We start from the raw sequence: 12,727 nt of genomic DNA on the forward strand, positions 1-12,727 counted from the left end.
ATGAAGGAAATACGCAAAACAGCCCGCGACCTGATGACCGGATACTGTCGTGTCTGCCCTGTCTGCAACGGCAAGGCTTGTGCCGGAGAAGTCCCGGGCATGGGAGGACTCGGCACCGGATCGGCCTTCATGGCCAACGTTCAGGCCCTGGCCAAAGTCACTTTCAACATGCGTCTGGTGCATGAAATCACCGAACCCGACACCAGTACCAGCATCCTTGGACTGGACCTGTCCATGCCCGTCATGGCGGCTCCCATCGGAGGCATATCATTCAATATGGGAGGCAAGCGCACTGAAGAGGAATACATCAAGGCCATCATCGACGGGAGCAGACAGGCAGGAATCATCGGCTGCACAGGAGACGGAGTGCCGCCCTTTATCCACGAATCGGGCCTGGCTGCCATCGCGGCCGCCGGAGGGCACGGCATTCCCTTCATCAAGCCTTGGGAAGATGCCGAACTTTACGAAAAACTGGCCAAGGCCAAGGACAGTGGAGCCACGATCGTAGGAATGGACATCGACGCGGCAGGTCTCATCACCTTGCGCAAAATGGGGCGTCCGGTTTCACCGAAATCAGTGGACACATTGCGGGAAATCATTGCCAAGACCGGAGTGAAGTTCATCATCAAGGGCATCATGACCCCGGAAGACGCCGCGTTGGCCCTGCAGGCAGGCGCTGATGCCATAGTGGTTTCCAACCATGGCGGACGAGTGCTTGATCACACGCCTGGAACAGCCGAAGTATTGCCGGCCATAGCCGAAAAGATGAAGGGAAAGCTGGGAATAATCGTGGACGGCGGAATACGGGCCGGAGCCGACGTGCTCAAGATGCTCGCGCTGGGCGCGGACGCGGTCATGATCGGAAGACCATTCAGCATCGCAGCCATGGGTGGTCTGACCGAAGGCGTTGTCGCCTACAGCGAAACGCTTCGCACCGAACTCATGCAGGCCATGGTCATGACCGGCACGGAATCAGTCGCAAAGATCTCCCCTGCTCTGCTCTACGGCAAAGCCTAAAAAAAAAGGGCCGGAAAACCGGCCCTATCCTCTATATTTCAAACCGGTCTCGTAAACCGGCAACCCGCGCTCCGGGATTTCCTTGCTCCAGCAGACAGCCACTGGGTAACGGTCGAATTCACCCATGGAGGACTCCGGAGAGTAACCTTCCAGGGAAAGCTCGAGCTTTGCGTCCTTCTGGATGGGCGTACGGGTTTTAAGGCACAGGCCACCGTCGCTGTAGTTGATCAAACGGGCATACTGGGTCTTGTTCTGCCCTTCATAGACATAACGGACAGGCACCAGGCAATCTTTACGAATATGCATGCGCTTGTTTTCAGACATTGGATTCCTCCTCGCGTTTTGCCCTGATTCTCATGGATCAGGAGTGATGCTCTCACAATTAGAACATGGAAATTTATAGCCGATTCCAGCTGAAGAGGCAAATATTCAATTCCTGAAAATATCTTCAAAAAAAACTTGCCATTTGCGAACCCGCTCTATATTAACCGACTTCGCTTTCGGGGCAACTCAAAGCGAATACGGCGAGGTAGCTCAGACGGTTAGAGCATGCGGCTCATATCCGCAGTGTCGGGGGTTCAATTCCCTCCCTCGCTACCAAAACATCAAAAACCCGGTTTCAGCCGGGTTTTTTCATGCCCTCTAATAATATCTTTTTTTATTATCTATACTTACATCATCTCTTCTCCGATTATCTCTCTACGTCTCACTGTGTTCCAATCGATCCGAAGGCCTGATTCGGGGCAAGCTCCAAGGGGAAAAATTCGGCCCCCAACAGGCTCGGCAACCGAGCCCATGGGCCATCGAACACGGGAACCGCATTGCTTTGACCACCCTCCCATCCAAACGACGCCCTAATCGCCTTTATTCTTCTCCACTCCTCCGTTATGACCACCCTGTAAAACACACACCGAACAGCCGCCCGCTATTGGCTCGGCAACGGCATTCAGAACCTGACGTTCCCTGGCGAGGGTATCATGGACAATCAGTTGATTGGCGATCCGCAACCTGCGGGTCAGCCTGAGGATCTTGTACGGCTGCTGGCCGCGAAGGACCTTGAAATCGCGGCCATGCAGAAGAAGCTGGAGAAGTACGAGGCCATCTTCCAGGGCCTGTCCGACGGCGTTTTGCTCATCGACGAGACGCTGTCCGAGTGCAACCAGGAGGCTTGCCAGATCTGGAAGTGCGAGAAGGAGGACATCATCGGGTTCTTCCCGAGCGATTTCGCCCCCCTCTTCCAGCCCGACGGCGAAAACTCCTACGAAATAGCGCAGAAGAAGGTCAGCGAAGCCCTGCACGGCAATATCCAGAAGTTCGAATGGAAGGACATTCGCCGCGATGGCATCATGATCGACACGCAGGTCATCCTGAACCGCATCGAAGTGGACGGAAAGGGCTATGTGCTGGCCACCTTCAAAGACATCACGGATCTCAAGATCAAGGAGAACGAAAAGCAGGCCCTGCTGCACATGATGGAGAAGATCATCGAGGACAGGACCCGGACGCTGCAGGAGTACAATGAATCCCTGAACGAGGAGATCGCCCGCCGCAAGCGCACCGAGCGCAACCTCGAACACGCCTACATGGAGCTCGAACACATCTTCGACACCTCGGGCGACGGCATCCTCGTCCTCGACTCGGACCGCAACATCGTCCGCGCCAACCTCGCCTTCGCGGAACTGGTCGAACAGCCCGTCGAGGGGATTATGGGCAAGAAGTGCTTCGACATCTTCCCCTGCCGCCACAAATGCACTGACCACTGCATCATCCAGGAGATCGTCGTCGGCTCCTCCAAGACCGACTTCGAGAAGGAGTTCGTGTCCGTCTCGGGCGAGCGCAAGTCTTGTCGGGTCAAGGCCGCGGCCCTGCGCAATGAGGGCGGCGAGGTGCTGGGCATCGTCAAGAATTACAAGGACCTGACCAGCTACAAGCGCTGGGTCGACAGGCTGCAGGAGTCCGAGGAGTTCCACCGCATCACCCTGGAAAGCATCTGGGACGCGATCTTTTTGACTACCGATGATGGCAGGATCGTCTTCGTCAGCTGCAACGTCACAGGCATCTTCGGATACGACTCGGACGAGATCCTCGGGTTCGACACCATCTTCGAACTCGTCGGCAACCGGTTCTACTCGGGCCTCGAACTGGAAAGTACCCGGGAAATCAGGAACCTGGAGCTCGAGATCACCGACAAGGCAGGGCAGAAACGCACCCTTATCGCCAACGTCAAGCGCGCCGCCCTGCGCTCCGGCACCACCCTCATCGCCTTCCGCGACATCACCGAGCGCAAGAACGCCGAACGCCGCGCCAAGATCGAGTACGAGCAACTCGTCCAGGCAGGAAAGATGGTGTCTCTGGGCATCCTCGTCTCGGGCGTGGCCCATGAGATCAACAACCCCAACAACTCCATCATCCTGAACATACCGCTCCTGTCGCGCATGTGGTACGACGCCCGGGTCATCTTGGACGAGTACATGGAGGAGAACGGCGACTTCATGCTCGGCAGCCTCAGGTACTCCTACGCCCGCGAGCACGTGCCGCAGCTCTTCTCCGGCGTCATGACCTCGTCCAGGCGCATCAAGCACATCGTGCAGGATCTCAAGAACTACGCCCGCCAGGGCTCCTCCGTCATGAACGAAGTCATCGACATCAACGGCGTGCTGCGGGCCGCCGTGCTGCTCCTCGACAACCAACTGCAGAAGGCCACGAGCCGCCTGGAGATCGGGTACGGCTTCGGCATGCCGCACTTCAGGGGCAACTTCCAGAAGATCGAACAGGTCATCATCAACATCCTCCAGAACGCCTGCGAGGCCGTGGACGACAAGTCCAAGGCCATCCGCGTGCGGACCGGCTTCGACACTTCGCTGGGGCAGACCTGGCTTGAGGTCGCGGATGAGGGCCAGGGCATCAGCGACGAGGATCTGCCACACGTAACCGACCCCTTCTACACCACCAAACGCACCTGTGGGGGCACCGGACTCGGGCTTTCCATTTCCTCGCGAATCATGCAGGAGCACGGCGGTGAATTGACCATCCATTCTCGCCTGGGCGAAGGAACGCGCGTCAGGCTGACCTTCCCCGCTCGCCAAGAAGGAGGCGCCGCATGATCCAGCCCTATCCCGTCCTCATCATCGACGACGAGGCCGATATCCTGACCAGCTTTGACCTGTGCCTGCGCTCCTGCGGCATCGACAACATCATCTGCTGCCAGAAGCCCGCCGAAGCCCTGCGCATCATCGACGACCAGCCCCTGGGAGCCATGATCCTCGACCTGAGCATGCCCGGCGTCACCGGCCAGGAAATCCTGGCCCATGTGCGCGAGACGCGGCCCGGGCTGCCCGTCATCGTGGCCACAGGCGTGGAATCCATCGAATCGGCCGTGGAATGCATGAAGCTCGGGGCCCTGGACTACCTGGCCAAGCCCGTCGAGGAAGAGCGGCTGATGGCCTCCGTGCGCACGGCCCTGGAGATGAGCCGCCTGCGCCGCGAGAACACGTCCCTGCGCGAGAGCCTCGTCCAGGACCGTCTGGCCAATCCCCAGGCCTTCGCCCATTTCACCACGGCCAGCATCAAGATGCGCCAGATCTTCAAGTACCTGGAGGCCGTCGCCGCCTCGCCCGAGCCCATCCTCATCAACGGCGAGACGGGCGTCGGCAAGGAGCTGGCCGCGCGCGCCGTGCACAAGCTGTCCTGCCCGGGCAAGCCCTTCGTGGCCGTCAACGTGGCGGGCCTCGACGACATGGTCTTCAGCGACACCCTCTTCGGCCACCGCAAGGGCGCCTTCACCGGCGCGGTCCTGGCCCGCAAGGGGCTCGTGGAACAGGCCGACGACGGCGTTCTCTTTCTGGACGAGATCGGCGACCTGAACGAAACGTCCCAGGTCAAGCTGCTGCGCCTCCTGCAGGAGCGCGAATACATGCCGCTCGGCGCGGACCTTCCCCGACCGTCCGAGGCGCGCATCGTGGTGGCCACCAACCGTGACCTGGAGGCCATGACCCGCGAGGGCCGCTTCCGCAAGGACCTCTACTACCGCCTGTGCACGCACATGGTCCGCATCCCCCCCTTGCGCGAACGCACCGACGACATCCCGGTGCTGTTGGAACTCTTCATCAGCCAGGCCGCCGCCAGCTTCGGCAAGGACGCGCCAAGGCCCAGCCGCTGCCTGATCAGCCGCCTCGGCGCCTACCCCTTTCCCGGCAATGTCCGCGAGCTGCGCGCCTTCGTCTTCGACGCCATGGGCCGCTGGAACGGCGGGGATTTCTCCTGCGGTCCCGACAGCGACACCGCCGGGCACCTCGGCATGCACGAGGAACTGTGCTTCCCCGCCACCCTGCCGACCATCGACGAAACCGTGCACGCCCTGGTGCGCGAGGCCATGAGCCGGGCGGACGGAGTGCAGACCGTGGCCGCGCGCTGGCTCGGCATCTCCCAGCCGGCGCTCAGCAAGCGGCTGAAAAAAGACGGACTCTGAGACGACTTTGAAATCCTGGACACCCGTATAACCCATGGCATGAACCGCCGCTGGGGAATAACCGGGTTTATCTATCCGTAACCATTCCATGAATCAGCTTTTCCTCTGAAGATTTGCCCCCCAAGGCCATAACAAAAGTTATGGCCTTTTTTCGTTCAATCCAATTAAATCATTAAATTTCAAACAATTAAATTGTCATACAATTTGGCATGATCCTTCCAATACCAATCTCGAATTTCGGCACCGGCATCCCGGCCGCGTTCGAAAACACCACGGAGGACAGTTATGGTTCAAAACTACGTTTTCCCGGCGACCGTATCCGAAGCGGTCACGGTCCTCAGCACCAACAGGGGGAAGGCCCGGATCATCGCCGGTGGCACCGACCTCATGCTGGAACTGCAGGATGGCAAAAACACCTGCGACGTACTGGTGGATCTCACCCAGATCGCGGAACTCAAAAACATCACCGAAGAGAACGGGTTCATCCGTATCGGTGCGAGCGTCACCCACGCCCAGGCGGCCAAATCCGAGCTGGTCCTGAAACACGCGCCGGCCCTGGCCCAGGCCTGCCGGAAGGTCGGGTCCCTGCAGATCCGCAACATGGGCACCATCATCGGTAACATCGTCACCGGAAACCCCGCCGCCGACGCCGCCGTGGCCCTGGCCTGCCTCGAAACCACGGCCGAGATCACCACCCAGGAAGGCATGCAGACCATGCCGCTCGAAGACATGTACGCCGGCGTCTGCCTGTCCTGCATCGACAGCTGCTGCCAGGTCGTGACCCACGTCAGATTTCCCGTGAAGCAGAAAGGCCAGGGCTCGGCCTACCTGCGCATGGAACAGCGCAAGGCCCTGGCCCTGCCCATGCTCGCCGTCTCGGCCATGGTCGAACTCGACGGCGACGCATTCAAATGGGCCCGGGTCCTCATTGCTCCAGTGGGCGCAGGACCGCAGCACGCCCTCGACGCCGAGGAATTCCTCAAAGGCGCTCCCGTCACGAGCGCGACCATGGCCGAAGCCGGGCAACTGGCCCGCAACCAGGCCATGTTCCGCAGCAGCGCCATCCGCGGTTCCAAGGAATACCGGATGGGAGTCCTGCCCGTTTTCATCGAACGGGTCCTTCAAGCGGCAGTCGAAGACGCCCGCAAAGCATAACGGAGGAAGAACATGCCGAACCAGATCATTTCATTTCGACTCAACGGCGAGGTCATCGAAATCGCTGTCTCCCCCGCGGAGATGCTCCTCGATGTGCTCCGCGAGAAAATGCACCTCACAGGCACCAAGCGCGGCTGCGGCAAGGGCGAGTGCGGCGCGTGCACCATCATTTTCAACGGCAAGGCCATGAACGCCTGTCTCATCCCGGCCATGCGCGCCCAGGGCGCGGACATCCAGACCATCGAAGGCGTCGAGGGTGAAGGCGGCCTGCACCCGCTGCAGCAGAGCTTCATCGACAAGGGCGCGGTCCAGTGCGGCTTCTGCACCCCGGGCATGATCATGTCGGCCAAGGCCCTGCTGGACAAGAACAAGTCCCCCTCCAAGGACCAGATCCGCGAAGCCGTCGGCGGGAACATCTGCCGCTGTACGGGCTACGTCAAAATCGAGGAAGCGGTGGAGGACGCCGCGCGCAACCTGCGGGCCAACGCCGTCAAGGGAGGAGACCTATGAGCCAGTTCGAATATGTCGGAAAAAGCGTCAACAGGCGCGACGGCGTGGACAAGACCACGGGCCGCGGCCTCTTCACAACGGACATCTTCCTGCCGGGAATGCTCTTCGCCAAGGTCCTGCGCAGCCCGCACCCACACGCACGCATTGTCAGCATCGACACCTCCGAGGCCGAGAAACTGCCCGGCGTCAAGGCCGTCATGACCCACAAGAACGGCCCCAAAAACCTCTTCAACGCCGCTGTGCCCATGTTCCTGACCATCCCGCAGCTGGAGCGGGTGCTGGATCAGTTGCTCTTTGACGAGATCGTGCGCCACGTAGGTGACGAAGTGGCCGCCGTGGCCGCCACCAGCGAGGCCGTCGCGGAAAAGGCCCTGGCCCTCATCAAGGTCGAATACGAAATCCTGCCCGCAGTTTTCGATCCGCTGGAGGCCATGAAGCCAGAGGCTCCCGAACTGCATCCCGGCAAGGGCTGCACTCCCGAGGGCAGGAACATCCCGGCCGAGATCGTAAAAATCCCCTACAACGACGTGGAGAAGGGCCTCGCCGAATCCGACGTGATCATCGAAGAGACCTTCGAGCTGCCCGTCGTGAAGCAGGTTCAGATGGAGACCCAAGCCGCCGTGGCCCAGGTCGATGGTGACGGCAACGTGACCGTGTGGTCCACCACCCAGACTCCCCACCCCTCACGGGCCATCCTCGGCAAGATCTTCGACATCCCGGCCGGCAAGATCCGTGTCCTGGCTCCACCTTACGTGGGCGGCGGCTTCGGCGTGCGTATCGGCCTGAGCGGCAAGGCCGAGCCCATCGCCATGGGCCTGGCCCTGCTGGCCAAGCGGCCCGTCAAGATGATCTACACCCGCAAGGAGGACTTCATCGCCTCCGACACGCGCCACTCCGGCTACGTCACGATAAAGCTCGGAGCCAAGAAGGACGGCACCTTCCAGGCCCTGGACATGAAGGCCGTCCTCAACACGGGCGCCTTCTGCACCTTCGGCGCGGAGCTGCCCGGCGTGTGCGGGGCCATGACCCTGGCCATCTACCGTATCCCGCACCAGCGCTACTTCGGCCACAGCGTATACACCAACTGCACCAGCGCCGGCGCCATGCGCGGCTTCGGCAACCCCCAGGGCAACCTGGCCATGGAACAGGCCGTGGACATGATGGCCGAAAAGCTCGGCATGGATCCCATGGAACTGCGCAAGAAGAACATCATGCGCCCCGGCGATCCGTGGTGTCTGCCGTACCCATGCGGAACGTCGGAGCTGCCCGAATGTATTCGCCAGGGTGCCGAGAGCATCGGCTGGTCGCGCCGCGGCAAACTCAATGAGCCCGGCTCGGTCAAACTGCGCGGCCTGGGCATGGCCGTCGGCACGCACGTCAGCAACGCCTGGCCCTTCTGCGTCGACTACGACAACGCCTACGTGACCATCCAGTCAGACGGCTCGGCCCAGGTAGCCTCGGGCGTGCCGGACATCGGCACGGGTACGAGCACCAGCCTGGTACAGATCGCGGCCGAGACCCTGGGCATGAACATGGACAACGTCGGCCTGACCTACGGCGACACCCTGGGCACGCCCTTCGACATCGGCAGTCACGCCAGCCGCACCTGCTACGCCGCCGGCACGGCCATCAAGGCAGCCGCGGCCGACGCCCGCAAGCAGATCCTGGATTACGCCGCCGGCTACTTCAACATCCCGGCCGAACGCCTGGAGATCAGAAAAGGCATCATCGCCCCCATGGCCGAAAGCCTCGGCGAGTGCTCGGGCTCGGGCCTGTGTCAGCTCGAAGAGGTCAAGGAGGGCAAGGGCAACTCCGTGACCATGGAGGAACTGGCCTACCACGCCCACGTCCGCAACAAGCAGTTCATCGGCGTCGGCCGCATCGTGCCCGAGAACGCCCCGCCATGGCACGCCTGCTTCGCCGAGGTCGAGGTGGACACCCGCACGGGTCAGGTCCGCGTGGTCAAGCTGACCGCCGCCCATGACGTCGGCCGAGCCATCAACCCCATGATCGTGGAAGGCCAGATCGAGGGCGGCGCGGTGCAGGGCATCGGCTACGCCCTGAGCGAGGAGATCACCTACAACGACAAGGGCCGCCAGCAGCAGTACAGCATGCACAACTACATGCTGCCCACGGCCGAGGACACTCCCGAAATCCACTCCATCATCGTGGAGTCGCACGACCCGACCGGCCCGTTCGGGGCCAAGGGCGCGGGCGAATGCAGCCTGGTCTGCCCGGCGTCGGCCATCGCCAACGCCGTGGCCGATGCCACAGGCTACCGCTTCAAGAAGATCCCGATGACACCGGAGCGCGTGTTCAAGGCCTTGAATTCATAAGCATGGCGGCGCAGGGGCCTGTGGTCCCTGCGCCGCATCAGCCTGGAGGGGCGAAATGAAAAAACTGCTGTTAGCCGCCACGATGGCGACCTTCGTGATGATGGGATCAGCCGCCCTGGCCGGATCGGGCCATTATGTAAGTGGCGTGGAGGGCATCAAGGCCGCGACCCTGCCGCCCGAAGGCATCTACTGGCGCATGTACAACGTGCTCTACACGGCCGACGACCTGCGGGACAAGAACGGCAAAGAGGTCGACGTGGACTTCGACGTCAATGTCTACGCCCTGGTCAACCGCCTCATCTATTCTTCGGGCGTCGAGATCCTCGGCGGCAACCTCGTGGCCGACATCGTCGTGCCCCTGGTCTACACCGACATCTCCATGAAGGCCGGCGGCATGACGCTCTTCGACGACAACGAGTTCGGCCTGGGCGACATTCTCATCGAGCCGGCCGTTCTGGCCTGGCACGGCCCGCGCTGGGACGCGGCCCTGGGCATTGGCGTGTACCTGCCCACGGGCGACTTCGACGCCGACGAACCGGCCAGCCCCGGCAAGGGCTTCTGGACCGGCATGCTCACGGCCGGCGCGACTTTCTATTTCGACGAGGCCAAGACCTGGTCGATCTCCGCCCTGTCCCGCTACGAGATCCACTCGGAGCAGGAGGACACGGACGTCACCTACGGCAACGACTTCCATTTCGAATGGGGCCTGGGCAAGACCCTGGCCAAAACCTGGGATGTGGGCCTGGCCGGTTACTGCCGCTGGCAACTCACCGACGACAGCGGTCCCGGCACCACGAACGACCGCGAGGAAGCCTACGCCATCGGCCCTGAAGTCAGCGTCTTCGTGCCCGACTGGGGTCTGGGCGTATCCCTGCGTTCCCTGTGGGAGTTCGAGAACAAGGTCAATTCCCAAGGCAACGTGACCACCCTCATGATCATGAAAGCATTCTAAGGAAAAGCCATGTTCACCATAGTCAACAGAGAGGAGATGGCCGGAGGCACGGTCATTTTAAACGAGATCGAGGCCCCGCGCATCGCGGCCAAGGCCAGGCCGGGGCAGTTCCTGATCCTGAAAGCGAACGAGAACGGCGAGCGCATCCCGCTGACCATGGCCGAGACCGACCCCGAAAAGGGCACGGTCACCGTCATCTACATGGTCGTGGGCAAGAGCACGGAGCTCTTCCGGCGCCTTGGGGTCGGCGACGCCTACCAGGACGTCATCGGCCCGCTGGGCCAGCCCACGCACATCGAACCCGGAAAGAACGTGATCTGCGTGGGCGGCGGCACCGGCGTGGCAGTACTGCACCCCATCGCCCGCGGCATGAAGCAGGCCGGGTGCGACGTCACGTCCATCATCGGCTCCCGCAACAAGGACCTGCTCATACTGGAGGACAAGATGCGCCTGGCCTCCACGGCCCTGCACGTCTGCACCGACGACGGTTCCTACGGCCGCAAGGGTTTCGTGACCGAAGTGCTGAAGGAGAAGCTTGAAGCCGGCGGCGTGGACCAGGTCGTGGCCATCGGCCCGGTGCCCATGATGAAGTTCGTGTCCCTCATGACGAAGGAATACGGAGTGCCGACCATGGTCAGCCTCAACCCCATCATGATCGACGGCACGGGCATGTGCGGCGGGTGTCGCGTGACCGTGGGCGGCGAGACCAAGTTCGGCTGCGTGGACGGGCCCGAGTTCGACGGCCACCAGGTGGATTTCGATGAGCTCATCCTGCGCCTGCGGGCCTACACCGAGCAGGAGTGCTGCAGCCACGAACTCTGTAAATGCGAAGGGAGGCACTAGATGGCCGCTGAAAAAACACCCAGGCAGGCCATGCCCGAGCAGCCGCCGCTGGTCCGGGCCCGCAACTTCGAGGAAGTGCCCCTGGGCTACACTGCCGAACAGGCCGTGGCCGAGGCCGGCCGCTGCCTGCAGTGCAAAAACCCGGCGTGCGTGCAGGGCTGTCCCGTGAACGTCGACATCCCGGACTTCATCAAGCACATCGCCGCCGGCGAGTTCGACAAGGCCATCGGCAAGATCTGGGAACGCAACAGCCTGCCGGCCGTGTGTGGCCGGGTCTGCCCCCAGGAGATCCAGTGCGAGGGCAACTGCCTGCTGGGCCGCAAGGGCGAGGCCGTGGCCATCGGCAACCTGGAGCGCTTCGCCGCGGACTGGGAGCGCAGGCACCACGTCTGCGAGCTGCCCTCCCGCGACGTGGCCACGGGCAAGCGCGTGGCCGTGGTCGGCTCGGGCCCGTCCAGCCTGACCGTGGCCAGCGACCTGATTCTCAAGGGCCACGAAGTCAGCCTATACGAAGCCTTCCACAAGCCCGGCGGCGTGCTCGTCTATGGCATCCCGGAGTTCCGGCTGCCCAAGGACATCGTCGGCGCCGAGGTGGCCTGCCTGCAGGCCCAGGGCGTGAGCCTTGAGTGCGACGTGGTCGTGGGACGCACCGTGACCGTGGACGAACTCTTCGAACAGGGCTTCAACGCCGTGTACCTGGGCGTTGGCGCCGGCCTACCGAAGTTCATGAACATCCCGGGCGAGAACCTGGTCGGCGTGCTCTCGGCCAACGAATACCTGACCCGGGCCAACCTGATGAAGGCCTACCTCTTCCCCGAAGTGGACACGCCCATCCCGCGCGGAAAGCGCGTGGCGGTTTTGGGCGGCGGCAACGTGGCCATGGACAGCGCCCGCACGGCCATGCGCCTGGGCGCGGACAAGGTCAGCCTGGTCTACCGTCGCTCCCGCGAGGAGATGCCGGCGCGTAAGGCCGAGATCCATCACGCCGAGGAGGAGGGGCTTGATTTCCAGCTCCTGTGCAACCCGGTGCGCTACCTGGGCGACGACAAGGGCCGCCTGACGGGCATCGAGTGCATCCGCATGGAACTGGGCGAACCCGACGCGTCGGGCCGCAGGCGGCCGGTGGAGGTGCCGGGCTCGGAGTTCACGGTCGAATGCGACCTGGCCATCGTGGCCATCGGCTCCGAGGCCAACCCGCTGCTGACCCGCTCCACGCCGGACTTGCCGCTCAACAAATGGGGCTACGTCACGGCCAACACGGACACGGGCAAGACGGGCAAGAAGGGCGTCTGGGCCGGAGGCGACATCGTCACCGGCGCGGCCACGGTCATCCTGGCCATGGGCGCGGGCCGCAAGGCCGCCGACTCCATCCACGAATACCTGACCTGGGGCTGGTAACAACGGGGGGGAGGGATTCCCTCCCCCTTCCCGAAGCCACGAGGAGGC

At 62.5% G+C, this 12,727-nt stretch carries 10 protein-coding genes and 1 tRNA gene; 10 read left to right on the forward strand and 1 reads right to left on the reverse strand.

Features of this window, described 5'->3' with window-relative positions:
- The gene (locus tag BMZ40_RS07375; protein WP_092373610.1) at positions 1–1,017 is read left to right on the forward strand and encodes an alpha-hydroxy-acid oxidizing protein; all 1,017 of its coding nucleotides are present in this window, start codon (positions 1–3) and stop codon (positions 1,015–1,017) included.
- A gap of 24 nt (positions 1,018–1,041) precedes the next feature.
- On the opposite strand, the gene BMZ40_RS07380 is transcribed toward BMZ40_RS07375, so the two are convergent.
- Complete coding sequence (locus tag BMZ40_RS07380) at positions 1,042–1,341, reverse strand: PilZ domain-containing protein (RefSeq protein ID WP_092373612.1); 300 nt, start codon at positions 1,339–1,341, stop codon at positions 1,042–1,044.
- 199 nt (positions 1,342–1,540) lie between these two features.
- On the opposite strand from BMZ40_RS07380, the gene BMZ40_RS07385 reads away from it, so the two are divergent.
- The 9 genes from BMZ40_RS07385 to gltA all read left to right on the forward strand — a co-directional run bounded on the left by BMZ40_RS07385 (position 1,541) and on the right by gltA (position 12,679).
- A tRNA-Met gene (locus tag BMZ40_RS07385) sits at positions 1,541–1,617 on the forward strand.
- 377 nt (positions 1,618–1,994) lie between these two features.
- A complete protein-coding gene (locus BMZ40_RS07390) occupies positions 1,995–4,121 on the forward strand; it encodes a PAS domain S-box protein (RefSeq protein ID WP_092373614.1) in 2,127 nt (708 codons plus the stop codon).
- Positions 4,118–5,485, forward strand: coding sequence for a sigma-54-dependent transcriptional regulator (locus BMZ40_RS07395; RefSeq protein WP_092373616.1), 1,368 nt, complete (start codon positions 4,118–4,120; stop codon positions 5,483–5,485). The genes BMZ40_RS07390 and BMZ40_RS07395 overlap by 4 nt, the downstream gene beginning before the upstream one ends.
- Before the next feature lie 285 nt (positions 5,486–5,770).
- Positions 5,771–6,640 (forward strand): FAD binding domain-containing protein, encoded by an 870-nt coding sequence (locus BMZ40_RS07400; RefSeq protein WP_092373618.1) that lies wholly within the window; start codon positions 5,771–5,773, stop codon positions 6,638–6,640.
- A 12-nt stretch (positions 6,641–6,652) separates the two neighbouring features.
- The gene (locus tag BMZ40_RS07405; protein WP_092373620.1) at positions 6,653–7,150 is read left to right on the forward strand and encodes a (2Fe-2S)-binding protein; all 498 of its coding nucleotides are present in this window, start codon (positions 6,653–6,655) and stop codon (positions 7,148–7,150) included.
- Positions 7,147–9,486 carry a xanthine dehydrogenase family protein molybdopterin-binding subunit gene (locus tag BMZ40_RS07410; RefSeq protein WP_092373622.1) on the forward strand — a complete coding sequence of 780 codons (2,340 nt, stop codon included), beginning with the start codon at positions 7,147–7,149 and terminating at the stop codon, positions 9,484–9,486. Before BMZ40_RS07405 ends, BMZ40_RS07410 begins: the two co-directional genes overlap by 4 nt.
- A 55-nt stretch (positions 9,487–9,541) precedes the next feature.
- Complete coding sequence (locus BMZ40_RS07415; RefSeq protein ID WP_092373624.1) at positions 9,542–10,438, forward strand: SphA family protein; 897 nt, start codon at positions 9,542–9,544, stop codon at positions 10,436–10,438.
- A gap of 9 nt (positions 10,439–10,447) precedes the next feature.
- Positions 10,448–11,281, forward strand: coding sequence for a sulfide/dihydroorotate dehydrogenase-like FAD/NAD-binding protein (locus BMZ40_RS07420; protein WP_092373626.1), 834 nt, complete (start codon positions 10,448–10,450; stop codon positions 11,279–11,281).
- Positions 11,282–12,679: an NADPH-dependent glutamate synthase gene (gltA, locus tag BMZ40_RS07425; RefSeq protein ID WP_092373628.1), complete on the forward strand. Its 1,398-nt coding sequence runs from the start codon at positions 11,282–11,284 to the stop codon at positions 12,677–12,679. It begins immediately after the preceding gene.
- Positions 12,680–12,727: the final 48 nt, after the last annotated feature.

This window comes from Desulfomicrobium apsheronum, assembly GCF_900114115.1.
Taxonomy (GTDB): Bacteria; Desulfobacterota; Desulfovibrionia; order Desulfovibrionales; family Desulfomicrobiaceae; genus Desulfomicrobium; species Desulfomicrobium apsheronum.